Below are 24,049 nucleotides of genomic sequence, written 5' to 3'. Positions count from 1 at the left end.
TGGCTCAGACATCTTCGTAGTCGATCGAGAGACTGGCCGCGAGCTTCTGGATCTCGTCATGGCAGACGGGATCGGCGATAGCGCGCTTGCTCAAGCCATCCAGGATATTGTCCGGCACACGATCGCCGAACAGGAGCACCGCGAACTCGGGACCATATTGGTAGGACGTGTAATAGAGCCCTTGGGCGGACGGACAGGCGGCGTGAATCTTTTCCGCCCAGCCCCGCGTGACCGGATAAGTGCTCCTTGGACCAGCCAGGAGGGCGTTGCCATTTACGCCGATCTTGCGTTGACCCGTCGTCGTGATGCTGACCAGGTTGAGGTCATGCTTCGTGCGCACATGACTGTGGGCGTGTAGCCGATAGTCATGGGGATAGACGATCTCGGGGGGCGCGACCTTCGTGCGATTGCGCTGCGGGCTGTCAGGGCAGCGCAGGATGATCTCACATGCAGCACATTCGAACGATTGCGCCGCATAGATGGTCGGGATGATGGCGCCGCCAGCATCGCGGATCGGCGAGAAGCGCGCATTCCCCTTGTTCGTGCCGTTGAACTCGGCCGAGCCGAATTCATCGAGATGAACGCGATGCAATTCGGTCCCGGCCTTCAAGAGATGATAGTCCTCCTTCCCAACCTTCATCGTGGCTGGGTTGGGGATTTTCAGGCTGATCCTCATCAGCCATGGACCTCGGGCTCGATCTCACGCTCGAAGGCTGCGATCACGGCCTCGGGTTCACTACCAAGCGACGCGCCAGGCGAGTCCTCGAAATCGAGATGAGGCCGGGTTAGCCAATGGAGCAGCCGAAAGTTGGTCCAATGGTCGGGCTTCCTGGCGATGATTTCGCTCAGAGCCGGATAGATCCGGCGACCCTCGACATCGAACTGCAGCAGCGGATAGGCAGCTCGACCATCGATTGTGAAGCGGAGCAGCTCGTTCTTCTCCTCCTTGCGCTTCATCGTGGCCGAGGGATTAGCGCCGGAGAGACCGAGCAGCTCACAGGCCTGGGCCTGATCCGCCATCTGCGTGCTCGCGAGGATCCGCTCCTGAAGGCGAGCCCGATTGAGCGCGGCCTTGAGTTGCGCGTCGTCACCCGTCGCGAGATTCTCGCGGAGCATCAGCCGATATTCCGAGATGAGTTTTTCGAACTCGGTGGAGAATTTGTCCTGGAGATAGCGTGTGGCAACATTCTCGAATGCTGTGACAAGAAGCTTGACCGCAGCTGCAGGCAACTTGGCGCCGCTCGCTTTGGGCGCGGCCTCGGACGCACTCAAAGCGAGTGCTTCCCTGAGAACGACGAGATTGTCTGGATCCTGTCCAATCGAGAAATCGACCACGACGTGACCATTGTCGGCTGCCGCGGCGATGCGCGGCGACGCGTAGAAGGCGCGCTTCTTGCCGCGCGCCCGGCGCGGCGTGCCGACACGGGCCTGTGTATCGAGAGTGGATGCGGCTACCATCGGTGAAATCCTAGTTTCGCTATATCGTGTAATCCATATAGCATAAATAGCAGAGATTGCGAGTCCATTGTAATCGGCGACATGGGACTGACCATCGTTCAACCGGCAAGACGTCTCGCTAGTGGACCGATCCGAAGAGGCTACGCTTCGCCGCGGCCTGGTGGGATCCGTCCTTGACGCCGATCGTCTCGCGCATCTCGGCCCCTAGCCTGACGGCGAGATTTTCCGGGACGATGGCATGCGGCTCGACAATCGCGATCGCGGCCTCTGGTGTCAGCAGCTCGCCAGGCTCGGTGCCGATCCAGATGAGAGCCTCCCCTTCCTCGGGCTCGTCCTCCGTGACGAAGAAGACCTGCGCGAAAAACGTCTGCAATGGCCGGTCCCAACCGATGATGGCGCGCACGACATGGGGCTGATCGGCCTTGGGCTGGAGATGGTGACGGCTCATCCACATGTCCTCCGAATACGAAGCTGAACATGACGCGCAGCGCCCTCGGCGCTGCTGATCGCCTTGCCTGCGGCCGACGCAGCCTGACGGGCACCGGCCTGGCGCAACAAGGTACGGGCTTCGCGCAAACGCTCAACTGCAATCGCTATGGCTTGCCCATGCTCGGGCGTCGCCGGCGTGATCCGACGCATTGGATTTCTCCTGATAATCTGTTGGAAGGGGGAAACGAGGCAACCTAGTCGTCGCCGGGAAGCATGATCGTCATGACCCGTGTGGTGACGCTGGGGTCGGCCGGGTTTTCGGACCCCCATTCGAGCGCCCGATCGTAATAGTTGATCGTGAAGCGGACGGTTCGGCCTCGAAGGATCAGCTCGCCGCGCGCGCGCTCGGGGCCGTCCTGAGGCGCGAAAGCGTAGCGGCGAACGGCCCCAAGCACCTCGGCCTGGGCGAGGACCTCTGCTTCGCGCCCTTCGGCATCGGTCAGTGCCGCGAGACAGGTGGCGGTGATGACGGTCCTCGCCGTGCGGTCAAGGCCGAGCCGACAAAGATCGTTGAGCTCGGCGATGCGGGTCGTCTGGTCGGTCATGCTGCCTCCTTGAGCCGGCATTGAAGGTGTCGATCCAGGCCTCCACGGGCTAGCCAGGTGTCAGTCGAGCAGGGATCGAAGGGCGAAATATTCTCGGCACGGATCGTATGCTCGGCCTCCTTCGACGTCAGGCAAAGAGGCGCATGGGCTGTTCGACCGGCGAGGTGAGGCGCAGGTCGCGCACCAGGCGGGCGGCGAAACGGTCGGGCGCCATGAGGTCATTGACCGATGCCCAATGATTGCGATCGCCGCAGTGGTCGTCGCGGCCGCGAACCCGGCGATAGAGGACTTCCCGGCCTTGGCCCGAACAGCCCAGCGAGAGCTGCACCCAGGCCTCCTCGCCATGGAGCGTGATTTCGCCGGAGACCGCGGGGCCGCCCTTGTTGGAGCGAATGTCGTAGCTTCCGTCAGAAAGACCCAGGGCGTCGGCCAGGCGCCGCATCGCGGAGCGGCCTTCGGAATGGAAAAGCCGCTTGGCAGCCTCGTCATAGCTGACACCGCGATAGGCCAGGTTTCGTAGTAACGGGGTCCGGCGAATTTCGGCGATCTGGTCGATGCAGGTGCGGCGAAGCTCCAGGCTGGACGGCCGATCCTCGCACACCGCATTGAGATGGCGAACGAGCAGGATCACGGCAGGATCGGTTTCGGCATCCTTGCCAGCGTTGCGGCAGTCCTTGATCGCGGCGCCGATGGCGTGGAGAGTGGTGCCGACCGTGATCAGCGAGCTAGGATCAAGCGCTTGCTGGTGGCGCATGGCAACGTCGTAGGTCATGGGGAGGATCTCCGGTCTCGAGCACAAATCGGCTCAACCGCCCCTCCCCCTCTCTCCTTTCTCCCCGGTCAGCCGGCGAAGCCGTCCCGGTAGATGTCGGCCGCCCATTGCTCGATCCACGGGAAGGTCAGCTCATCATGGTCGAGATCGCCGGACTCGATCAGGGCGCGGATTTCTGCGCGGGCTTGGGCAATCGCCGCTTCCCACGGATCGCTCGGCGTCACGTCGATCGACAGATGCCCGATCGACGGAAGGCGTCGCGGCCGCCGTGAGAGCCGGTTGTGCTGGGCGCCGACCCAGTCTTCCAGGTGTTGGGCGACAAAGCGGTCGGTCTTCGAGACTCCGGCCTTGCGTGCCGACTGGCGGGCGCTGATGCCGTAAGCTTGGCTGTCGATCGAAGCGACCCTGTGGCTGAACGGGAGAAGGAAGGGCAGAACCTCGCCCTTGGCGCCGAAGACATGAAGACGCACGCCCACCGGCAGGATCTGGTCGAGATGATCGATAACGGCGATCAACCCTTCGGGTCCGTGAACGGGCCGGCGGCACATGCTGCCGACCCCGATAAGGGCGCCGGGTTTCATCGCCATCCATAGAGCGTCGACACAACGCCCATAGTCCTCGGGCAGACGGCCTTGGATGACAGGCATCAAGGTCGCGCCGATACCATGATCTTCGGCGAGTCTGCGACAATCGCGATTGGCACGGATGGTCCGCGAAATGCGGTCGATGACTTCATCGCGATCGCGTGCGATCTCGGCCTCCACGCAATAATCGGCGCTGGCCCACCAGCGGAACGGGTAGGCCGCGGCCAGCGCGACATAGTCGCGAAGCGACCAGGGAAACCCGCCATAGCGGGCGGTGGCGACGAAGCCGGCGGAATCGAGACAGAGTGCCGCGAGACCATCAGCGTTGGCGAGGTCGCGCAGCCGCCATCCGATCCATTCCCGCCAGCCCCGTTTCTCGGACCAGCGCGAGAGGCAGTTTGCGGAAATGAGAGCGGCTTGGCGCAACGACCGTGTCCGCGCAAGGATTGGGCCCTCACCGAGATGCGGAAGTCCGACGATGATCTCGATCGACATGGGGTGCTCCATGGAATGGCGGTCGCGGTTGACGGCCTCGTCTGTTCACGTTACGTTCCATCGCGCAGGAGATTCGCCATGAGGACAGACAAATTTCGCGACCGCTTCGACCTCGACATCACGCTGCGTGACGCGGCGCTGGATGCCGAGAACCGGCCGACGCGCCGGATGATCGCAAACGCGTCGATTGGCATGGACGTAGAGGACGCCTATTATTCAGTGCGCGAGCTGCGGCAGGCGGTGGCCTGGGTCCATGAGGGCGAGCCCTCGGGCAAGGCAAAGCTGACTGCGATCCTCGCGAACGACGGGGCGGACGATTTCCAGCGCTGCGTCTATTTTTGCCTCGCGGGACGGGGCGTCGTCGCGATGCTCGACGATCTCGAATGGCTTGAAGACCTTCTTGAGCGCCGTGGCCGGGTCGCGGGCGAGCAGAAGCGGCGGAAAGGTTCGCGGATGCCGCTGACCAATCCCTATGTGGGCGATTCGCCAGACGGGCCGATGGTCAAGTTGGATGCCGATTTCGAGCAGGGCCCGTCCTGGTGGGCGGATCCCGCGCTGATCGACTGAATCGTCAGCGCTCGCAGCGCAGCCTTTCGCCATGCCGCCAACGGGACGGTTCGAGCCACGTCCCGGCAAAGGCGCCTGCCCTGCGGGCTTTCGCCTGGGTGAATGCCGACTGATATCGCGCCGCCCGGGCCGAATCGCCGCGCAGATATTGGGTCTCGGGCACGGCGAGGCCGGCACGGATCATCCGCTCGCCAAGATCCTGTCCATCGACGGTCACGATCGCGACTGGGCGGCCGTAGCTGGATGAGGGCGTCAGCTGGATCGTTGCTTTCTTCGAGCGGAGCGCAATTGCCGCGAAATCCTGTGCGGACTTGCCGCATTGCCAGCAGCCGGCGACCTTCTGACAGAGCTGCCGGCGCTCGAACGCATCAACCCCAAGCAGCCTGAAATCGACCGCGACCGTATCGCCGTCGAGGGCTCGAGCCTGCGCATCGAAAGTTTGCGGCCTCGCCGGCGAGCCCGCGGCGGACATTGCAAGCACTGCAAGCATGAGGCCGGTCGTGTGCCGCATCACGAAATCAACTCCACCTCGACCATGTCGGTGGCCGACGGCGAGCTGCAGACGCGGAAGGGTTGGAGCGGATTGACCGTGCGCACGATGCTCAGCGGCTCGCACCGCTCGTCGAACAATCGCGACGCCACGCGGTTGGCGTTCTCTCGGCTGCAGAGCAGGAAACGCTTGGGTGACAAGCCGTCAGTCTGGGCGAACATGGGTGCTCCTCGTCGATGGACGCCTGATACAGGCTAGGCGCCTCAGGCAAAGATGGTCTTATGGACCTTGGTCACCGGGACCAACTGCCATGCCAGGTCACGGAAGCCCGTGATCCGGTAGCGTTGGCAGGTCTCGGGATCACGGAAGCTGAGCCGTCGGCCGCGCTTCTCGACGATGAACTCCGACCCGGTATGTCCGTCGACGAACTTGAGCGGCGTTTCGAGCCTGATCCGGTCGCCATCCTCGATCTTGCGGGAGCGGCGCTCGAGCCGGGCGCGGCAACGGCGACGCCAGTCCTGGGCGTGGTCATTCTCGGTCGGGGTCAGGAGATCGAGGATGCTCCGCGGACAATCGTCCTCACAAGGGCCCATGGATTCCTCCAGTCGGGTAGGATTGGTGCTGCTCATGGAGTCAGCCCTGATCCCCCCGCCGAACCGCACGTGCAGCTTTCACCGCATGCGGCTCTCCACTGTGACGAACCATCACTTTGCCGTAGATCGGGCAGGCGGCCTCTGTGAGTATCCCAGTGGCATTGCTCGCACAGGACCACCGTCCTGCGGGCGCGTGCCACCTTCATTCTCACGACAAAACCGCGGTGCGAAACATCGGCCATCCCCCGGATATGGTGCACCTGACACGGAACATCGGATCGACCGCAAGCCTCGCATTGCTTGGCATTCTGACGATCAACCCAGTCCGTACGTGAGTGGGTGAACACCTGCGTCCAAGGCTGGATATCAATCCTGGACGAGGTGGCCGGATCACGTTTCAGATGAGCCAGTTTCCAGACTTTGACCGATCGGGGCTGGCCATCGACGTCGTAGCCGATGGTGAATTCCTGCCCCGTCCTCATGCGGGCCACGACCGCTCGCACATTGGTTTTGTGCTTGCTGGCCAAGGTCTTGAACAAGCTCCACCGCTGGAGAAACTCAAGCCTGTTCAGCTTGAAGCTCACATCCTTGGCGAGAGCATAGTAGTTCGCAAAACCCCGCAATTCGGCGTTGTAAGCTAGGACGATCTCAACGTCGCTGCAGCTGAGCAGCAGGCTACGATGACGCGGCTTCAACACCGACAGATCACCATAACCTTTTGCAGAAGCGAACGCGTGGACCTTCTCCCAAGGGACATGCAGCTGCATCACTTCCGACGGCGGCCTACGAAGGAAGCTGACGGAACCTTGTCGGCTCCGGACAACCCGTTGGCGTGTCGTATATGTGCGGACCTCATATCCAAGGAAGGCGGCTCCATCGCTCGCCTTGCGGATACCGCTTTTCTCCTCGGACACCGTGAGCGCCAGCGCCTCGGTCAGGAATGCCCTGACTTCGGCGAACACGCTTCGTGCATCCTCCTTGCTACCGATAACCCCAATCATGAAGTCGTCCGCGTAGCGACAGTAACGAAGTCGGCGATAACCGGGGTCCATCGCGTCTCTCGACGGGATGGACCGCTTTTGCGGCAGTAAGGTTTGGATTTTGGCCAAGGAGGCCGCAACCTTCACCTCGTCGACATTGTCTTTGGCCCGCAGCATGGTGACGCGCTTCCGTTGTTTCTGGATGCGCCCAGCCAGTCGCCCATATTCCGGGTTCGTGGCACGGACCTTCCCCCTCTCGAAAGCCGCGATCCGTTCCGCCATGAACATATCGAGTTCATGGAGGTAGATGTTGGCCAAGATTGGAGAGACGATACCGCCCTGCGGAGTGCCGCTGTAGGTCCGGGTGTGAACCCGGTCTTCCATAACACCCGCCTTAAGCATGCTGCCGATCAAGCCGATGAATTTCTCGTCATCGATCCTTTTCCGCAACAGCCGCAGGAGGATGTCGTGGTCGATGTTCTCGAAGAACCCCGCGACATCCACATCTACGAGCCATTTCACCCCCGTCCATACGGCTTTGACGTGTTCAAGCGCCGTATGACACGACCGGCCCGGCCGGAATCCATGGGAGGCGTTCGAGAACACCGGTTCATAGATCCGTTCGAGCAGTTGCCGCGCCACTTCCTGAACGAGGCGGTCGTCGCGCGTGGGAATGCCCAGCGGACGCCGTTTGCCCTTGCCTTTCGGGATAAACACCCGACGCACTGGTTTGGGATCATAGGTCCCTGCCGTCACGCTGGCGATAATCGGGTCGAGGTCTTCCGGTCCGAAGTCCGCGAAGGTCTCGCCGTCAATACCCGGCGTCATCGCACCCTTGTTGGATCCGATCTTCTGGAGCCCCTCCTCCCAAAGGAGGCGAGACCCCATCAGACGATAGAGTCCATTCACCCTTTTGCCCGACGCAACGAGCGCCGGAATGGCCTCCAACCGGCCTTTCACAGTTTCTGGCAGCATCAGCACACCCCATGATCGGTGGTTGAAGAATCACAGCTGCCGCCCTTCCCCCGGTCTTCCCCGCTTTCGGCCCGATCGCTCGAGACCTTATACAGTTGCACCGCCGCCTCCGAAGAGGTCGATGTCCCGGGCATTACCCCGGGCATTTGAGTAATATGGCGGCTCCGTACCCATGCAGGCCGGCAGAAGCCGCCTGTTTAGGGCATCCCGTAGTTACGCTGAATGGAGATGCGGCGCGGTTAGGTGTCCCGTTCGTCCACTAAACCCCTCGACGAGAGGCGCACCGGATGGGCTGAGAAACAGGCGGCCAAGACATGAGACCGCTGTCATCATCCGGACCTGGCGTGACAGTCGCTTTCGCCAGTATCGCTATATAGATTGCTGCAGACTGGGATTTAAGCAGTGTAGCCTTCACCATACGCACCTTGCCCTGACCGTCATCGCCTCCATTTGCGACTAAGACGCATCTGGCCTTTTCCGAACATGCTATTGTTCCCCGTCCCTTTCGGGATTTCAGACCTTGTGAGGCCCGAGGTTAGTCCGGCGAGCAGAGGCATTCTCAACTTACCTCATCATCACTGATACTCCATTTCAGCGCCGCAACGGCGCACTGTCCTTATAGCCGAACTGTTCGCCGCTCTTGCTGCCGGGGCACCAGTGGATCTTGCAGACGATAGCAAAGATCTCGCCGCCGACGCCATTGGTCATGACCTGGGTGGCCGCATAATAGGTGCGGTTCTGGGGACAGGATGAAGCCAGAACCCGCAGTCCTTTGGAGCCGCCATCGACCTCGCGCGTGTAGGTGAATTGGGCATCGAGATAAGCCTTGGCGGTGGGGTGTCCGCCCATCGAGGCGAAAGGCATGGTGAGCCATCCCATGGCTGAACTCCTTGTCGATCGGATGAAGGAAGGCGCCGCGTCAGGCGGCCTCTACGAGTTGCTCAGCGGCCCCGGGCCGAACGTCCGCGGAAACGGTTCCGACCCCGGTCGCCCGGAAGGCGCGCAGATAGTTGAAGGCCTGCTCGGCTTTGGAAGCGGCGTGGATGATCGCGGTCTTGTCGGCGCGCAGGATGCCGAGCCAGTGGGCAACATAGCTGGCATGATTGTCATGCAGCTCGTTCGGTAGCCCGAGATGGGCGCAGACGAGGCCGCTCCCGATCTCGGCGACCAGCTCCTCGAAGCTATAGGCCCTGTCTCCGAACCGCCTTCCGAAGGTTCGGGCCAGACGGGCCGTCCCGCCCGACCAGTGGACGGTCTCATGAGCCCGGGTCGAGGCATAGTGGTCCATGGTTTTGAACGACCGTTGATGCGGCATCTGGACATAGTCGAAGGTGGGGTGGAAAAATGCCCGGTCTCCGCCATGGCGCACGTCCGCAGGGATCGCGTGGAAGAAGTCATCAATCTCAGCCTGGCGGGCAGAAGGATCGGTCGGTGCCGGATCTTCGTCAGCGGGATAGAAATAGGCCGGCAGACCGTCGATCTGATCGGCGTTGAAGACGATGTAATGGCGCAGGAAGCGGATGCTTCGCTCGGTCTCGGCGCCAGTAATGGGGTCAGCTTCGGTCTTCTTGAAGCTGGAATAGTAGACCGAGAGGGAGCCTTGCTCGCCTCGACGGACGTTCCCGCCCAAGGTTTCCGCCTGGCGATATGTCATCCAGTAGCGCGAGCGGTAGCCCTGCGCGTCCGCAATCGCCCAGAGATAGAGGACATTGATGCCGGTGTAGGGCGTGCCGCAATGACGGAGCGGACGGCCGCCGGCACCGCTCACCCGCCATGGGCGACTCCAAGGTGCAACGCCCTCTTCGAGCTTGCGGATAATCAGGTTGGTGATTTCGGCCGCGACATCGCGGCTCGGCTTCTGCTTCGTGGGCATGTCGGTCGATCCCATGGCTGGAAAGGAGGACCGCCGACGCTGGGGAGCACCGGCGGTCTGTCACTCAGTGGGGAAATGGCCGGCGGCGAAACCGGACGGCCCGCCGGGTCGGCACCATGATCGCGGATCAGGCGGCCACAGATTCCCCGAGCTCTTCGTCGGCGATGGGCGCTACCTCGTCAGTTGCCGCCCCGTCAGTGGCCGCCTCGTCCTCGGCCTCGGGAGCCTCGTCAGCTCGTTCTGCGGTCGGATCGACGGGGGTTTCCGACGTCCGATCGAGGAACCTCATCGCATTGGGCACCCAGGCAAGAGCGGCTTCCTTGACCTCGGGCTCGACGATCACCTCACCGGCGAACAGCTTCTGACAGCTCTCCGAGATCTCGGTTTTCTTGAGAGAGGTGTGACGAACGGTCAGCGCTGGACCGCCGATCTCCGTGAGCAGGCTGAGGATGCTGCCCTTGTTGACCCGGTCGAAGAAGTTCTCCGAGGTCGGCCGCCACCAGCTCGCGACGTCAATCTCGAGGATCGAAGCGAGGCGGTTGTGCAGCGCGATCTGCTCGTTCGAGTAACCGGGTTTTGCCTCGAGCGAGAGCGCGACGATGTATGCGAGCCAATTAGCCTTGCTGTCATCGTCGAGCGCCCGGAACGCCTCGAACCGCTCGACCTCGCACTCGGGCTCCGTCCATGCTGCGTCCAGCCCGTCCCGAGCCTCGGCGAGATAATCGCGGGCGCGGGACGCCGGCAGGTCGCCCGAGACCGGATCCTGAGGGCTGCTCGCGCGGATGGTGGTCCCATATTTGACCGAGCTGAGATAGCGCGACGCCGAGTTCGTTCGCGCGTCGACCATGACGAACAGCGCATAGTCGAGCGCGAGCGCCGGTTGGGCGAGGATACAGGACGCGAGGATGTCGCGGCGCTGGACCGAGAGCTCGTCGTAGAGCCGGGCGCTGAGCGGCTTGCCACCGGGCGCGACGGCCTCGGGTCGGTATTTCGGCTCGGAACTGCTGTTGCCCCGCTCGCGGGCGCCCTCGCCCTCACCGTCCCCCTGATCGTCGTCGTCCTCGCCGTCAGGTTCGTCGATCACCAGCTCCTGCTCGCTGTAATACTGGGTATCGAGCCGCATTTCGCCCTGCGGCGTGAGGAGCAGGAAGGCGCCGACATGGCCCTTCATGGCTTCAGGAAGGACCGGAGGACGGTTTTCGATCGTTTCCGCCTCGGCGATGAGGCGATCATCTTCCTGATCCAACAGCTTGAACGCCTCGTCGGAGAGGTCGCCCTCCTCCATCTCGGCTTCGAGCATGGTCCGCCGCTCCTCGATCTCGGCCAGGCGCGCTGCCTGCTCCTCCGTAAGGGGAGGCTGCTGCAGGATCGCTCGGTACAGCCCATGTGCGGCGTTGTGGGCATAGTTGCTGGCGATGGGCCGGATCCAGGCGAGACCGGTCTCCTCGCCGATACGCTTCGCTTCGGCTTCCATGATCTCGCCGGCAAGACGATGCGCGATCTCCGGATCAATCCAGCGGTCGTTGCCGTCGGTGAACAGATCGCCATCGATCTTGCCGCCGGCCTCCCGATAGCGCGCCTCGCCGACCAGGACTGCGATCGGATCGCTGGCCTTCATCGTCTCGTTCGCGATGACGCGGCGGATCGTGTCGGCCGTGACATAGTTCGTGTGATACCCATTCCAGACGAGGAGCTGCTTCTCCTGGTTCTCCGTCGAAGCATAGGCCTTGGCGATGTCGAGGGTGATCTCGCCGCGACTGAGCGCTTCGAAGATCGGCTCGGCGAGCGACGCCAGACGCAAGCGACCCTCGACGAACCGACGCGTGACGCCGAAGCGCTTGGCGACGGCATCGAGATCACCGGTCGCGCCGATGAAATGTTGGAACGCACGGCATTCCTCGGCGGGTGTCATCTTGAGCTGGTGGAAGTTGGTCGCGGTCGACTTCTCGGAGAGCTCCGCATCGTTGCCCGTCAGCACCATGACCGGGACGTCAAAGTCGGCGTCCGAAATCGTGCCGCGATCGGCAAGGAGGCGCAGAGCCCGCCACCGGCGGCCGCCGTCGAACACCTCGAACATGCCGCGCGGCTTTTTGGCCGGCGTGATGAGAAGGTTCTGCAGAACGCCTTCGGCTTCGATGCTCGCCGCCATCGGTTCGATCTGAAGCTGCTCGTCCGGCGCGGTGCGGACGTTGACGGGCGAGAGACGCAGTTTGTTGAGCTTGATAGTCCGGATCACTGGGGTCACTCCTTCTAGCGTCCGGCAAATCCCGGACACCATCCCAGCTCCCCCTTCCCTTTCTCTCAGGCCTGCCTGAGGACGACGATGCTCACGCCCCGCGTAGGGCGGCTCGAACCGTCAAACCTGGAGACCGGACTAGCCGGTCCCGGCAATAAGCCGCTCGACGACGTCGGCCGCGCTCGGAACGGGCAGGAATACCCGTGTGCGATACTGGATCACCTCGGTGAAACAGCCGAGCGACTTGAGCCAAGCAAGCTGGCTGGGCGGCGCGCCGACCAGTTCGATGCGCGACGAACCATTCACGAGCGCACGCTTGATGGTCATCGGGAACGGGCGCGTCAGATCGACGCTTCGACCAGACATGGCCGATTTGACGATATTGGGTGCCGGCAGGGTCTCGGCCTGACCGATGCCGAGTTTCGTGAAGAGCTGAACGACGTGCTCGTCGAAGACGAGACGTCCAAGCCAGGAATTGCCAGCCTTGTCGGCGATCCTGTTGACCACGAGATGATCGCTCGGAAGCGCGGACCAGATTGGAAGGAGAAGACCGGTAGCAAGGCGGATGGTTTCGGTGTCGACCGTGTTCGCGGCCTCTTCAGTTTCTTCGAGCCATTTCGCACAGAAGGCCTCGCGGTCGATCGGCGCCCAGGCGCTCTCATAGAGGTCGTCCTCGCGCATATATTCCCGGCGAGTCGGACGCGTGAGCTCGATGCGCGGAATGGGCGTGCCCTCCTTTTCTTCCATGAGCGCGCGGGCCCGCGTTTGTAGTGCCACCTTTCCGGACTTGGCGTTGACCATGAACTCGGCCGTGCCGTCGCAGTCTCCGATCCTGAGTATCCGGTCCAGTGAAACGGGCGTCCGGCGCCGGGCGATCTCGATCGTAAGGAGATGGGAGGTCGCGCCGCTTACCGGATCGGTCCGCAGCAAGGTGTCGTCGATCAGGGTTGCCGTGTCGACGAGGATGGTCTCAACGCCGACATCCAGGCGACCGGCCTCGCGCGCGGTGGAGACACGGGTCTCGACGAGCGAGAGGAACTCGTCGAAGATCCTGTTCTGCAAAGCGATCGGCAGCGCGAGTATCCGGTTGAGCCACCGCTGGATGGGCGGGAGATCGTCCTTCATGACGCCATCCTTGTCACAGAGCTCAAGGCCGGTGCGACGCTCGAACTCAGCGTGGGAGATGCTGGTCAGCTTTCCACCGACAAGCAGATGGAACCAGCTCACCAAGGCCGCGCAGGCATATTCGCTTTCAAGGTTGTCGGCGGGATCGAAGAGGTTCTGACCGCCGGTCTGGCGCTGCCCGCGCGTCAATGCGCCCAAACTGTCGAGGCGGCGGGCGATCGTGCTTGTGAATCGCAGCTCACCCTTGCAGTCGGTAGTCACCGGCCTGAACAGCGGTGTGCTCGCCTGGTGGGTGCGATGGGTACGCCCCAGGCCCTGGATCGCGCGATCGGCACGCCACCCCGGCTCGAGCAGCAGATGAACACGCTGCTCCTGATTGGGGACATCGCGCGAGGCGTGATATGAGCGCCCCGTCCCACCGGCATCCGAAAAGACGAGGATCCGCTTGCGGCCCTGCATGAACGCGGCAGCTTCGGCCTGGCTGGTCCTGGCTGAGCGGTTTTCGAGCTTCTGCCGCCCGTCAGCGGTCGAGACGAGACGCTTGGTTCGTCCAGTCACCTCGGCGACGTCGTCGTGTCCGAACTGCTCGAGGATGCCATCGAGCGCGGAGGTAATCGGCGGCAAAGCGCAGAGATGTTCGATAAGGCGAGCTCGCGCGGCCTCGGCCTCGGGATTGTAGACAGGATTGCCCGCGTCATCCTCCATCGGGAGCGAGCGCTGCGCGCCGGTATCGTCCGTGAACACCCGCATCTGCCGTGTCGGAAAGGCGCGTTCGAGATAGTCGATCACATATTCGCGGGGAGACAGATCGATCTCCAGTTCGGCGCGTTCATCCGGACTGAGCGAACCCAGGCGCCGGTCGAGGATGGATTCGGCGGTGGTGACGAGTTGCATCACGACCGACTGGTTCGCCTTCAGGTGCTCCCGGACGGCGGCAATCACGGTTGGCAGCTTCATCGAGAGCAGCACTTGGCCGAAGAAGCGCTGCTTGGTGGACTCGAAGCGCGAGCGGGCGGAGGCTTTGGCCCCGCTATTAAGTGTCGCATTTTCCAGTCCGTCGACCACGCCCGTCAGTTCGAGCGCCCGCTCCATGTTCTGATGGATGATCGACCAGGCGTCGGCGTAGGTGTCGTAGATCTCGATCTGGGCGGGGGTCAGCTCGTGCCGCAGGATCTCATACTCGACGCCAGCGAAGCTGAGGGCCCGGGCCACATAGAGACCCGTCGCCTTGAGGTCGCGCGCGACAAGCTCCATCGCTGCGATACCGCCTTTGCTGATCCCGCTGATGAATTGCTCGCGATCGGGAAAGGCCGTGCCCGGTCCCCATAGCCCGAGGCGCACGGCATAGGCGAGATTGTTGACGACCGACGCGCCGGTGGCCGAGGCATAGAGAATCCGTGCCGCCGGTAGATGGTTCTGTAGCAGCACCCCGCAGATGCCCTGCTGGGATCCGTCCTTGGCGCCAAGAGCCCCCTCCCCGCCTGCGACGCCGCCCATCTCATGAGCTTCGTCGAAAGCAATGACACCCTCGAAGTCAGCGCCGGCCCAATCGATGATCTGCTTCAACCGCGTCGAATCGCCCCGCATGGAGCGCAGGGTCGGATAGCTTACGAACAACACACCCTGATCGAGGGCGATCGGCTCATCGATTTTCCAGTTGGAAAGTGGCTGAATGTCACCGCTGAGCCCACCCAACGCCGTCCAATCGCGGCGCGCATCTTCGAGGAGAGGGGCGTTCTTGGAGACCCAGATATTGCGGCGACGGCCCTGCAGCCAGTTGTCGAGTATGCAGGCCGCAATCTGGCGTCCCTTGCCGGCGCCGGTGCCGTCGCCAAGAAAGAATCCTTTGCGATAAGTATGACCGTCCTCGGCGAGGATCAGGCCGACGCCCTCTTTGTCGGGTTTGAAGTTTCCGGGGATCCATTGAGCCCAGGCGTGGCCCGCATAGACAACGGTCTCGAGCTGCGAGGCCGATAGAAGACGTTCGCTGACGGTCCGTTCGGGGAGAGATGGCACGTAGTCCGGGATCGGTGCCGGGATCGACCCCATCGCAACGGATTCGACGAGGGCTGTCGGATGCTCACCAGCCTTGGCGAAGCTAATGCGGCTCGGGCGGTAGGGTAGATAGACGCCGGTCTGCTCGAGCAGCGGAGCAGCAACCTCGAGCTTCGAATATTCGACCGGTAGGACGTTGTTGCGTGTCGGGGCGTGATAGGCACGAGGCCCTGGTCGGCTGCTCTTGACCGCGCGGAAGAGGGCCACCCCCGTCGATCGCTTCGGAGCGGGCACCGCCACATTGGGCCGTGCGGACGATCGTTCGGGAATGACGAGGACATCGATGAGATCGGCGATCGACGCGCGCTGGATGACCGCGGGCGGCGATTTGCCCGGGACCTTGTCGATGACGAAGATGCGAACCGCGATCGAGGTCCCGTGCTTCTGGTAGCATTTTTCCAGGCGAATGGCGCTTCGGACGGTCACGTCGCGCAAAACGGTTTCGTACTGGTCGCGCATCCGGGCGCCCGGGCCAAACCAGTCGGGCATGATCGCAACCAGTCGGCCACCCGGGACCAGGCGACGCAGTGCCGCCTGCAGATGGCGAACAGCGGCATAGTCGTCAGCTCCGCGGCCGATGGACCGTGAGAACGGCGGATTCATAAGGATCAGCGTTGGCCGATCAAACGAAGCGAGTGTCGAGTTGATCGTTGCTCCATCGTGGCCTGTGACGATTGCCGAGGGGAAAGCGGCGTGAAGCCTGCCTCGACGAAGCGGGTCCAGTTCGTTGAGATGGAGCGCCTTGTGGGTCGGGAGCTGCGCGACCAGGAGCCCGTTACCGGCGCTCGGTTCGAGGATGACATCCTCCGGCTGCACGTCGGCCAGCAAAGTGAGGATGCCCGCGATATCAATCGGGGTCGAGAATTGCTGCCATTCGATCTGATTTTCGCTGCGGACGGTCTGGGTCGGCAAGCGCTCGGAGAGGGCGATCAGGGGACGGATATCCGCCATTCCGGAGAGAATTGACCCGCTTGCCTGCAGATGGATGGAAAGCGCGTGCTCGAGGAGTTCAAAGCTATCGCGCTGGGTCCAGTGACCATCGGCATCGGACCCACCGAAAGCCGCCGACATCGCTTGGTTTAGTACCCGGCGGTGGACGGGATCGCCGGACTGGAGATGAGGAAGGAGGAGGCGGACAGCCTCGCGATCAGCCTGGGCGGCCGTGTCGAAGAGATTGGACATTTTTAGAGGCTCCTGCGTGGCTGCACCTTCGGCAGCGACACATTCCCGGTCCCCCTCCCCTTTTCCGGCGCTCGGCGCCTAGATGCGGCGAAGCCGCTCGTTAGCATCAAGCGCCTTGGCCCAATCCTTGTAGATGGATGGTGGCGGCGCACGTTCGATCGAGAGACCTGGCCGGATGTAGCGCTGTTGAGCGTTGGCCGCGGCTCGCCGTCCCTCCAGATCGTTGTCTTCGGCAATCAGGAGCGTGGTGACGCTGGGAGGAATAATCAGTTGGTCGAGGCGGCGGGCCCCGAGCGATGCCCAGCACGGGATGTCGTGCATTCGGCTGAAGGCGTCCGCCGTTTCGAAGCCCTCGGCGATGGCGAGGATCGAACCCCCTGCCCTGCCCCGCCACGCGCCGCTGCCCGGGACGCCAAGCATGACCTTGCGCACATAGTCGGCGGACGCGGGGTCGAGGAAGATCCGCTGAATGGCGACGAGCTGGCTGATTTCGCGCACCGCGACGAGCAGAGCCGGTTGATAGACCGTTCTCGGCTTCGGCATATAGGGGCATCGCGGGTGATAGCGGACGTCGGGCGGCGCCGGAAGCAGATTGCGTCGATCCAGATAGCGCTCAGCAAGCGTTCCGGTAATCTCGAGAGCCTGGTCCCAGATGCGCGCGCCGGTCGAGGGTCGGTGGTACTGGCCTTCATCGGGAATCGGATAGTGATGGCCTGATCGTACACGCCTGAGTTCGCGGAGCACATCTTCACGGGCGCAGCCTGCGAAACAGGTCACGAGGATTCCGCGATCACCCTGTCTGATCGAGAGGCTTGGGTCGCTGTCGTTATGCGCGGGGCATCGGCACATAGCGACATAGCCGGACCATTTGCCGCCGAGGGTTCCGACAAGGTCGACGAGTTCTTGGGTCGGGCGCTTTGCTGTGAGGGGCATGGTTCATCCTCCTTGCTCGCCCACGGCAGCCCCCCTCCTCTCTTCCATCTGGAGCCATGGGGTCATCATGGCCTATCCTGAGGCGCGATCGTGGAGGTGGGGCGAGTCGGGGAGGCGTTCGCCGACTCACTTCTTTCAAATCACATTTTGAAAAACGCCCGGCGCGCCAGCGGCGGGGTGATTCTCAGATTCTAATGATTCATAGATTCAGGGAGAGCAACTGATTGTATTTGTTAAGGGAATTGACGTCATTCCTGACCTGATGGGGGCAATTGGCTGCCTTCTTGGGGGCTTTATCCTGTCGGCATGGGGGACTTATCCTGTCCCCTTGGGGGCTATCCTGTCCTCTTGGGGGAGGCCTTTCCAGGCACGGTAATGTGGGTATTTTCTTGCTGTTTGACCTGTCCAATTGGGGCGTGCCCTTCGGATTGTGCGACTCAGCAGAATCGCTGGAATTTCGACCGAGTCTGACAGCGATTCTATCCTGACCTCCTGGGGGCGATTTCCGCCAATTAGCCTGTCCTGACTTGACGAGCGAGGTCAGGACAGGCAACTTTCCCCGCAGATTGGGGTGAATCGCATGGGAGAACCAGCGGAAAACGAGCAAGACGTTGGCGGCGATGAAGTTTCGACCGCCCGGTCTATGCGCGTGGCCGCTGCCCTCGCCCACAAAGGCGGCGACGAGTTCGTCAAACCCGGTAGGCTCGTCGAGGTTCGATTCGTCAAGGGCCAGTCTCTCAGTCTCACCTCCTCGCGCCTGCTGGCGCTGATGATCCTGACGGCGGGCGGCGATGCGTGGCAAGACATAACCCACCGGATGCGAAAGGCGGATATCCGCCGCGGCCACAAGGGCAACGAACGCATCGGCGATATGCTTGAGGAGCTTCATCGCACGCTGTTTGCCGAGGACGACAAGTCTTGGCGCGGGAAGCGGACAACCAAGCGTTTCAACCTGATCCAGGCTTCCTGGGAAGAAGTCGAGGAGGTGGGAGACGGCGGTAAGGAGACGGGCTGGATCGAATGGCAGTTCACGCCGGATGCTCGCCGCCTGATCCAGGAGTCCGAAACCTATGCGGTGATGAACCGTCAGGCCGTTCTGGGTTTCCGGTCGGCCTATGCGCTCAAGCTTTACGAGGAGGGTGCGCTTCGTCTGCATCGGCGTCAGCCGGTGTGGAAGGTCGATATGGTCGGCCTGCGTGCGGCGCTTGGGATCGATCCGGATAAATACGGCGACTTCGCCCAGTTACGGCGAAAGGTCCTGACCGTTGCCAAGACAGAAATCGATCAGCTCGCCCATTACACGGTGGAGTGGCAGGAGATCCGACGCGGCCGCGCGGTAACCGAGATTGAGTTCCGTTTCGCGCCCAAGGACGCGCCTGCGCAGATCGCGACGGTCGATGAACTTGGTCGGCACTCAACCGGGCGGAAGGCGCGCCGGGAGGATGCGGTCGAAGAAGTCGTTGCCATTGAGAGCGCCCTCCCCCGCAGCGACGCAGTAGATAGTGCGGCGGTGGCTGACGTCCTCAAGCGCGTGACCGCGTCTCTTGCCACCCCAGAAAGTTCCGCTGGGGTGAACGCTGAGCCATGGGCGCGTTTCCCGCGGGGTAAGCTGCACTTCGGCGTGACCGAGAATGCGGCGCGCGAGATAGGGTTGCGCCACGGCGGTGGATGGGACGTCGACCTGATCGCAGACGCATACCGTGAGCATATGGGGGATCGTCTCAACACGCTCTCGGGGTCGAAACTCGAGAAGTCTTGGAAGGGATTCTGCGAGGCCTTCCTTACGCGCCGGGGACGGCCGAGCTAGGAAATTGCACGCGTGCAATTTTCCCGTAGCCCCCACCGAGTCAGGATAGGGCCGCAGGAGGGCGAAAATACACGAATAGCGGATGCTCACTTTCGCAATTCGCGATTTTCTTGACCGAAAAGCGCAAGTTGAAGTACCATCTGCTTGATTGCGAAAGGTGGGCATGTGTCTAACGGACTCGATATTGAGGAAGCCGAACGTCTCGTCTCGGTTGCGACGCTTGCCGCGCGAACGTCGTCGGTGCTGGAAAAGCTGAGGGATTCAGCGCGTAGCGCTCGAGCTGATGACCGGCGTGAACCGACTTTCACTATCAGCAAGGCTGCGGAACTGGTGGGCCGCACACCGGCTGCGATTCGCGACGCAGAGAAGGACGGTCGCCTGCCAGAGCCGTCGCGCGGCGATAATAACCGGCGTGAACGCTATACGCTGGCACAGCTGAATGACATGCGGGGGGTCTTCGGGACCCGGCCATATCGGGCACCAGGAGATCCGGCCTGCGTCATCGCAGTCCAGAACTTCAAGGGCGGCGTCGGGAAGTCGACCGTTGCTGTCCATCTCGCCCAGTATCTCGCGATCAGAGGCTATCGGGTGGCGCTCGTCGACTGTGACAGCCAGGCCTCCGCGACGACTTTGTTCGGCTATGTGCCTGACCTCGATCTGACTGAAGATGACACGCTTTATCCGTTCCTCCGGGAGGATGAACGGACCTCACTCGATTACGCGCTCCGCAAGACTCATTTTGACGGTTTGGAGCTGATCCCGGCCAATCTGAGGCTGTTCAATTCCGAGTATGAGCTTGCTGCGAGGATGGCGAGGGGAGGGTTCGATGCGCTGTTGAACCGCCTCAAGGTCGGTATCGACAGTATTGCCGATCGCTTCGACGTCATCGTGATGGATCCACCGCCCGCGCTCGGGGCGATCTCCCTGTCCGTGCTTCGCGCCGCGAACGCGCTGGTGGTGCCGGTCCCGCCGACGGTCATGGACTTCTCCTCGACCGCCGCCTTCCTTTCGATGCTCGACGAGACGATCGAACAGCTTGCAGAGCGAGGTATGGCGCCGCAGCTCCAGTTCCTCCGATTTGTTGCCTCGAAGGTCGACGAAAACAAGTCGATGCAGAAGGAGCTGTTACAGTTGATGCGGACCTTGTTCGGCCACGCGATGGTCCGCACGCCGCTCAAGGATTCGGCCGAGATTGACAATGCGACCGCACGGCTCATGACTGTTTATGAGCTCGACGGACCGGCCACCAGTTCGGCCGTTCGTAACCGATGCTTGGGTTATCTCGACGGCGTAAACAGTGAAATCGAAGTCGATATTCGGTCGATGTGGCCGAGCCACCAACCGGCTCTGCGAAGGGCTGCGCTGGCATGAAAATACCGAATTGCACGCGTGCAAGATCGGAAGAACGGAGAAAATTGCACGCGTGCAATTTCGGTGAAGGGAGGCTCGCTTGAGCAGGAAAAACAGTGGCTTTGCGGCCGATCTGGCGGCAGGGATCGATCTGTCGGATGAACCTGCGCCGCAGCGCCGGACCGGGATCGCATCAAACGTCCTGACCGGCCGATCGAACCGGCTGTCAGACCTCGCGTCAGGGGCGATTGTAACCCGAACCCACGAGTTGGTGGACCCTGCGCGCTGTCGCATGTGGATCGGTCATAATCGCGACTATGCGCTCCTCACTGAAGAACGCTGCGCCGATCTCATCGAGAGTATGAAGGCGCAAGGGCGCCAGGAAATGCCCGCGATCGTGCGGCGCGTGTCCGGCCACGCGGACTATGACTTCGAGGTAATCTGCGGGGCGAGGCGGCATTGGACGATTAGCTGGCTGCGCTCGCACAATTATCCGGACTTCAAGTTCCTCGTCGATATCCGGGAGATCGGCGACGAGGAAGCATTTCGCCTGGCCGACATCGAGAATCGGGCGCGCGACGATCTTACCGATCTTGAGCGGGCGAGGGACTATCTCCGGGCGCTGGACCTCTATTATGATGGGCGACAGCGGACGATGGCGGAGCGATTGAAGGTGAGCGAAAGCTGGCTCACCCGATATCTCGATCTTGCCCGACTGCCTACCGAACTGACGCGGGCATTTTCCAATCCACAGGACCTCGGAGTCCGCAATGCCATAGCGCTAAAGGGCCTGCTAAAGCCGGATGAGCGGAAGGCGAGGGCGTTCGCCGAAGCAGGCCGGATCGCGGATGCTCGGGAAGCCGGCGCTCCAGCCCAATCGATCCTTGATGTTATCAAGGCGCTAAGCCTGGCGGTCGACGCCCCCAAGAAGACAGGATCCCCCAAGAAGACAGGAAAGGCCGAGACGGTCTCGACCGCGGCCGGCAAGCCGGTGCTCCGGATCGAGAGTGCCGACCGCAAGGGCGTCCGTCTAACCTTGCTGAACAGGGGCGGAGCGACACGCCAGGATGCTGAGGAGGCCATCCGATCCCTCCTGGACCAGCATTGGCCTCAATAGCGGACTGTAACCGCCGATCGAGCCTGCGCGGCCAGTTTCGCCGCGCCTTGTGGAGATATGCCGAGCAAGCGGGCGATCGCGGGCACGCGCAGCCCGGGGTATGATGCCTCCAGGCGCATGAGTGTGGGCAACTTGCTCCGCCGCGTAACGCCAAGGTCTGAGGGCAGGGTGGCTACAATGCGCTCAAGCCTGTCGAGCTCTGTGAGCCCCAACGCGGCTGTGCGCCCGAGCGCGGCTTCGAGTTCCTCCGCTAGCTCGGCAGGGCCGCTCGACAGAAACTTTGGGAGCCACACAAAGGACGGAATATGCTGGAGCGTGAAGCCAGCGGCAGCCAGCGCGCTGGGGAGCATGCAGGCGAGAAGCCAGACCGTTCCGAAGCTTCTCGGATCGACGTGGAGCGTGCGCCCGTCGATGGTCGTGACGCTGCGACCCTCCGTCGGACTGATTTCCAGCTCCTTGTGGACTGCCAGGAGGCGCTCAGCGACTGATAGAAGGGTAGGGGAGGGGTATGGGACGCAAAGTCTCTTCCGGGCCTCTCTGAACGTCTGTCCGAACCGGACCAGATCATCTCCGCCCCACATCTCGGCCTGCGCGCGATCATCGAGCAAGGTGCGCAGCACATTGAGCGAGGCGCGGGCGACGGGATCGCTGGAATCGTCGGCGAGCAACAAGAAGTGCATGAGCGCGGCGATAGAGAGTGGATCGTTGAGGCCCTCGCTATGGCGGGGTGGAGGGGTTCGACTGCAAATCCAATCGAGGAGGGCCGCTGTATCGACCGGGACACCGGCGATGCCGGCGACCGTCGCCGCGGCCTTCACGCGGGCGCGGGCGAGCCAGATATCGCGCGCCGGGCTTCCTAGAAGGCGGCCGTCGAGCCGACCAATAAGCAAAAGGGGAGGTGCTGGGGCAGGGCGAGCCATGGTGTTTGCCTATCTCGTATCACAACCAAAGTCATCGGTTGGTTGTGGTCTCTCGTGTTCCCTGAGAGTGGATAGTTGATAATTGCAGTTATCACATAAGCGGAATTGACGCCTCTTTATAAGGTGCGGTACAGATGGCGCCGAGGAGCGTGGCGCATCATGGGCACCCAAACCGCCCGGGAAGGGCTTAAAACCGCTGTAGCGCTGCCTGACGCGACCCTGGCTGCCGTCAGAGCCCCGACCGACCTTGCCTGGACGATCGTGCAGATGCGCGTCGGCGAGCGCATCACCGTCGACGAGGCGCTGATCGTCGCCTATCAGGCTGCTTCGTCGCCCCACAGCATCCGCGCGCTCAAATCCGACGTCGAGGCGTTCGACGCCTGGTGCCGGCGCACCAACCGGATCGCCCTGCCGGCGACGGCCGAGACGGTGGCCGATTATCTCGATGCGCGGGCAGGGAAGGGGAGCCGGCCCGCATCATTGTCCCGCTACAAGGCGTCAATCGCGAAGATCCACCAGCTGCTCGATCTCAAGGATCCGACGCCGGCTCCGCTGGTCAAGCTGCGCCTGCAGGCGGTCCGGCGCGATAAGGGGGCGGCGCAGAAGCAGGCACGGCCATTACGATTCAAGGGGCCGGTGCGCAATGTCGAGCGCGACGCCCCGCGCGGGCTCAACGTGCGGGCGCTGCTCGAGAGCTGCGCCGAGGATCTGCCGGGGCTGCGCGATCGCGCCCTCCTGTCGGCCGCCTATGACACAGGACTGCGGGCTTCCGAGCTGGTCGCAGTCGCGGCCGAGCATATCGAGGAGGCGATCGACCCCGAGGCGCGGCTACTGCAGATCCTGCGCAGCAAGGGCGACCAGGACGGGGAGGGGGCCACCGCCTATCTCAGCCCGCGCACCGTCGCGGCGATCGCAGCCTGGACCGAGGCAGCCGAGATCACGGCGGGGCCGCTGTTCCGGCGGGTGCAGGTGCGGCGCTACAAGGCCCGCGCCGCCGTGCGCGGTCGGCCGATCGACAGCATCTCAGGCCGCGAGACGTGGGATTTGCGCAAGACGCTTTCCAGGCCCGCCGTGAAGGCGCGGATTGAATATGACATCGGCAACGTGGCGCTGCATCCGGGATCGATCGGGCCGATCTTCCGGTCGATCATCCAGCGGGCGTTCAATCTTGGGGCATTGCCCGACCTGATGGCGGAGGACCTAGCGCGGCTGCTCATGGGGATCAGTGCGCACTCGACGCGGATCGGGCTGAACCAGGACCTGTTCGCGAGCGGCGAGGATCTCGCCGGGATCATGGATGCGTTGCGGTGGAAATCGCCACGGATGCCGCTCGCCTATAATCGTAATCTGGCCGCGGAGCAGGGGGCCGCCGGTCGGCTGATGGCAAAACTCTGTTGATTGATAGATTGCCGATAGTGCGCCCGCGGCATCGATTTCCCGGGTGGACCTGCGATGTGATCAACCTAAGACGATCGATGAAAAAAGGGAAAGGCGTTGATGTAA

The 24,049-nt window shown here is 62.7% G+C and carries 21 protein-coding genes and 1 pseudogene; 6 read left to right on the top strand and 16 right to left on the bottom strand.

Going from position 1 to position 24,049, the window contains the following annotated elements; all coding sequences use genetic code 11:
- Nucleotides 1–4: 4 nt before the first annotated feature.
- The 3 genes from FFS35_RS16055 to FFS35_RS16045 all read right to left on the bottom strand — a co-directional run bounded on the left by FFS35_RS16055 (nt 5) and on the right by FFS35_RS16045 (nt 1,906).
- Nucleotides 5–676 (bottom strand): RES family NAD+ phosphorylase, encoded by a 672-nt coding sequence (locus FFS35_RS16055; RefSeq protein ID WP_137787979.1) that lies wholly within the window; start codon nt 674–676, stop codon nt 5–7.
- Complete coding sequence (locus FFS35_RS16050) at nt 676–1,458, bottom strand: hypothetical protein (RefSeq protein WP_137787978.1); 783 nt, start codon at nt 1,456–1,458, stop codon at nt 676–678. The genes FFS35_RS16055 and FFS35_RS16050 overlap by 1 nt, the downstream gene beginning before the upstream one ends.
- A gap of 118 nt (nt 1,459–1,576) precedes the next feature.
- Nucleotides 1,577–1,906: a hypothetical protein gene (locus FFS35_RS16045; protein ID WP_029624402.1), complete on the bottom strand. Its 330-nt coding sequence runs from the start codon at nt 1,904–1,906 to the stop codon at nt 1,577–1,579.
- Nucleotides 1,907–1,935: 29 nt separating this feature from the next.
- Between FFS35_RS16045 and FFS35_RS20080 the strand changes: the two genes are divergently transcribed.
- A complete protein-coding gene (locus FFS35_RS20080) occupies nt 1,936–2,145 on the top strand; it encodes a hypothetical protein (RefSeq protein ID WP_010124613.1) in 210 nt (69 codons plus the stop codon).
- Here the strand turns inward: FFS35_RS20080 and FFS35_RS16035 are convergent.
- The 3 genes from FFS35_RS16035 to FFS35_RS16025 all read right to left on the bottom strand — a co-directional run bounded on the left by FFS35_RS16035 (nt 2,142) and on the right by FFS35_RS16025 (nt 4,028).
- Nucleotides 2,142–2,492 carry a DUF3768 domain-containing protein gene (locus FFS35_RS16035; protein WP_137787977.1) on the bottom strand — a complete coding sequence of 117 codons (351 nt, stop codon included), beginning with the start codon at nt 2,490–2,492 and terminating at the stop codon, nt 2,142–2,144. The two genes, FFS35_RS20080 and FFS35_RS16035, sit on opposite strands and share 4 nt — an antisense overlap.
- Nucleotides 2,493–2,619: 127 nt before the next feature.
- On the bottom strand, nt 2,620–3,264 hold the full coding sequence (locus tag FFS35_RS16030; RefSeq protein WP_010124616.1) for a hypothetical protein: 645 nt from the start codon (nt 3,262–3,264) through the stop codon (nt 2,620–2,622).
- Nucleotides 3,265–3,332: 68 nt separating this feature from the next.
- Nucleotides 3,333–4,028, bottom strand: coding sequence for a hypothetical protein (locus tag FFS35_RS16025; RefSeq protein ID WP_349290332.1), 696 nt, complete (start codon nt 4,026–4,028; stop codon nt 3,333–3,335).
- A 393-nt stretch (nt 4,029–4,421) separates the two neighbouring features.
- Here FFS35_RS16025 and FFS35_RS16020 point away from each other — a divergent pair, with 393 nt between their 5' ends.
- Nucleotides 4,422–4,910, top strand: a complete 489-nt coding sequence (locus tag FFS35_RS16020; protein ID WP_137787976.1) for a hypothetical protein — start codon at nt 4,422–4,424, stop codon at nt 4,908–4,910.
- A 4-nt stretch (nt 4,911–4,914) separates the two neighbouring features.
- Here FFS35_RS16020 and FFS35_RS16015 read toward each other — a convergent pair whose 3' ends face one another.
- The 9 genes and pseudogenes from FFS35_RS16015 to FFS35_RS15975 all read right to left on the bottom strand — a co-directional run bounded on the left by FFS35_RS16015 (nt 4,915) and on the right by FFS35_RS15975 (nt 17,163).
- The gene (locus FFS35_RS16015; RefSeq protein WP_242443652.1) at nt 4,915–5,400 is read right to left on the bottom strand and encodes a thermonuclease family protein; all 486 of its coding nucleotides are present in this window, start codon (nt 5,398–5,400) and stop codon (nt 4,915–4,917) included.
- Nucleotides 5,401–5,420: 20 nt separating this feature from the next.
- Nucleotides 5,421–5,621 carry a hypothetical protein gene (locus FFS35_RS16010; RefSeq protein WP_010124620.1) on the bottom strand — a complete coding sequence of 67 codons (201 nt, stop codon included), beginning with the start codon at nt 5,619–5,621 and terminating at the stop codon, nt 5,421–5,423.
- Nucleotides 5,622–5,663: 42 nt separating this feature from the next.
- Nucleotides 5,664–6,029: a hypothetical protein gene (locus FFS35_RS16005; RefSeq protein WP_212742225.1), complete on the bottom strand. Its 366-nt coding sequence runs from the start codon at nt 6,027–6,029 to the stop codon at nt 5,664–5,666.
- A complete protein-coding gene (locus FFS35_RS16000; protein ID WP_024018999.1) occupies nt 6,026–7,948 on the bottom strand; it encodes a reverse transcriptase domain-containing protein in 1,923 nt (640 codons plus the stop codon). Before FFS35_RS16000 ends, FFS35_RS16005 begins: the two co-directional genes overlap by 4 nt.
- Nucleotides 7,949–8,560: 612 nt before the next feature.
- Nucleotides 8,561–8,827, bottom strand: a pseudogene (locus FFS35_RS15995) (hypothetical protein); the annotation flags it as partial.
- Between the two features lie 40 nt (nt 8,828–8,867).
- A complete protein-coding gene (locus FFS35_RS15990) occupies nt 8,868–9,821 on the bottom strand; it encodes a zincin-like metallopeptidase domain-containing protein (protein ID WP_037495727.1) in 954 nt (317 codons plus the stop codon).
- Between the two features lie 127 nt (nt 9,822–9,948).
- On the bottom strand, nt 9,949–12,057 hold the full coding sequence (locus FFS35_RS15985; protein WP_137787975.1) for a ParB/RepB/Spo0J family partition protein: 2,109 nt from the start codon (nt 12,055–12,057) through the stop codon (nt 9,949–9,951).
- A gap of 138 nt (nt 12,058–12,195) precedes the next feature.
- Nucleotides 12,196–16,419 (bottom strand): strawberry notch-like NTP hydrolase domain-containing protein, encoded by a 4,224-nt coding sequence (locus FFS35_RS15980; RefSeq protein WP_137787974.1) that lies wholly within the window; start codon nt 16,417–16,419, stop codon nt 12,196–12,198.
- Nucleotides 16,420–16,497: 78 nt separating this feature from the next.
- Nucleotides 16,498–17,163, bottom strand: a complete 666-nt coding sequence (locus FFS35_RS15975; protein WP_349290331.1) for a toprim domain-containing protein — start codon at nt 17,161–17,163, stop codon at nt 16,498–16,500.
- Between the two features lie 832 nt (nt 17,164–17,995).
- Here FFS35_RS15975 and FFS35_RS15970 point away from each other — a divergent pair.
- The 3 genes from FFS35_RS15970 to FFS35_RS15960 all read left to right on the top strand — a co-directional run bounded on the left by FFS35_RS15970 (nt 17,996) and on the right by FFS35_RS15960 (nt 21,626).
- Nucleotides 17,996–19,159, top strand: coding sequence for a replication initiation protein (locus FFS35_RS15970; protein WP_137787989.1), 1,164 nt, complete (start codon nt 17,996–17,998; stop codon nt 19,157–19,159).
- A 165-nt stretch (nt 19,160–19,324) separates the two neighbouring features.
- Nucleotides 19,325–20,530 (top strand): AAA family ATPase, encoded by a 1,206-nt coding sequence (locus tag FFS35_RS15965; RefSeq protein ID WP_010124628.1) that lies wholly within the window; start codon nt 19,325–19,327, stop codon nt 20,528–20,530.
- A 79-nt stretch (nt 20,531–20,609) separates the two neighbouring features.
- Complete coding sequence (locus tag FFS35_RS15960) at nt 20,610–21,626, top strand: ParB/RepB/Spo0J family partition protein (RefSeq protein WP_029624404.1); 1,017 nt, start codon at nt 20,610–20,612, stop codon at nt 21,624–21,626.
- Here FFS35_RS15960 and FFS35_RS15955 read toward each other — a convergent pair.
- Complete coding sequence (locus FFS35_RS15955; RefSeq protein ID WP_132884437.1) at nt 21,620–22,546, bottom strand: hypothetical protein; 927 nt, start codon at nt 22,544–22,546, stop codon at nt 21,620–21,622. The genes FFS35_RS15960 and FFS35_RS15955 overlap by 7 nt on opposite strands.
- 159 nt (nt 22,547–22,705) lie before the next feature.
- Between FFS35_RS15955 and FFS35_RS15950 the strand changes: the two genes are divergently transcribed.
- Nucleotides 22,706–23,944, top strand: a complete 1,239-nt coding sequence (locus FFS35_RS15950; RefSeq protein WP_068075286.1) for an integrase — start codon at nt 22,706–22,708, stop codon at nt 23,942–23,944.
- The last annotated feature ends 105 nt before the right edge of the window (nt 23,945–24,049 follow it).

This window comes from Sphingomonas sp. 3P27F8, from assembly GCF_005502745.1.
Lineage (GTDB): Bacteria > Pseudomonadota > Alphaproteobacteria > Sphingomonadales > Sphingomonadaceae > Sphingomonas.
Note: the sequence above shows the minus strand (reverse complement) of the source record. Positions and strands in the feature narration are given on the sequence as shown.

Bases quoted from the DNA above. Each gene is read 5' to 3' on its own strand.
- FFS35_RS16055 (WP_137787979.1), bottom strand. From the start codon at position 676: ATGAGGATCAGCCTGAAAATCCCCAACCCAGCCACGATGAAGGTTGGG.
- FFS35_RS16050 (WP_137787978.1), bottom strand. From the start codon at position 1,458: ATGGTAGCCGCATCCACTCTCGATACACAGGCCCGTGTCGGCACGCCG.
- FFS35_RS16045 (WP_029624402.1), bottom strand. From the start codon at position 1,906: ATGAGCCGTCACCATCTCCAGCCCAAGGCCGATCAGCCCCATGTCGTG.
- FFS35_RS20080 (WP_010124613.1), top strand. From the start codon at position 1,936: ATGACGCGCAGCGCCCTCGGCGCTGCTGATCGCCTTGCCTGCGGCCGA.
- FFS35_RS16035 (WP_137787977.1), bottom strand. From the start codon at position 2,492: ATGACCGACCAGACGACCCGCATCGCCGAGCTCAACGATCTTTGTCGG.
- FFS35_RS16030 (WP_010124616.1), bottom strand. From the start codon at position 3,264: ATGACCTACGACGTTGCCATGCGCCACCAGCAAGCGCTTGATCCTAGC.
- FFS35_RS16020 (WP_137787976.1), top strand. From the start codon at position 4,422: ATGAGGACAGACAAATTTCGCGACCGCTTCGACCTCGACATCACGCTG.
- FFS35_RS16015 (WP_242443652.1), bottom strand. From the start codon at position 5,400: ATGCTTGCAGTGCTTGCAATGTCCGCCGCGGGCTCGCCGGCGAGGCCG.
- FFS35_RS16010 (WP_010124620.1), bottom strand. From the start codon at position 5,621: ATGTTCGCCCAGACTGACGGCTTGTCACCCAAGCGTTTCCTGCTCTGC.
- FFS35_RS16005 (WP_212742225.1), bottom strand. From the start codon at position 6,029: ATGAGCAGCACCAATCCTACCCGACTGGAGGAATCCATGGGCCCTTGT.
- FFS35_RS16000 (WP_024018999.1), bottom strand. From the start codon at position 7,948: ATGCTGCCAGAAACTGTGAAAGGCCGGTTGGAGGCCATTCCGGCGCTC.
- FFS35_RS15990 (WP_037495727.1), bottom strand. From the start codon at position 9,821: ATGCCCACGAAGCAGAAGCCGAGCCGCGATGTCGCGGCCGAAATCACC.
- FFS35_RS15980 (WP_137787974.1), bottom strand. From the start codon at position 16,419: ATGTCCAATCTCTTCGACACGGCCGCCCAGGCTGATCGCGAGGCTGTC.
- FFS35_RS15970 (WP_137787989.1), top strand. From the start codon at position 17,996: ATGCGCGTGGCCGCTGCCCTCGCCCACAAAGGCGGCGACGAGTTCGTC.
- FFS35_RS15955 (WP_132884437.1), bottom strand. From the start codon at position 22,546: ATGGCTCGCCCTGCCCCAGCACCTCCCCTTTTGCTTATTGGTCGGCTC.
- FFS35_RS15950 (WP_068075286.1), top strand. From the start codon at position 22,706: ATGGGCACCCAAACCGCCCGGGAAGGGCTTAAAACCGCTGTAGCGCTG.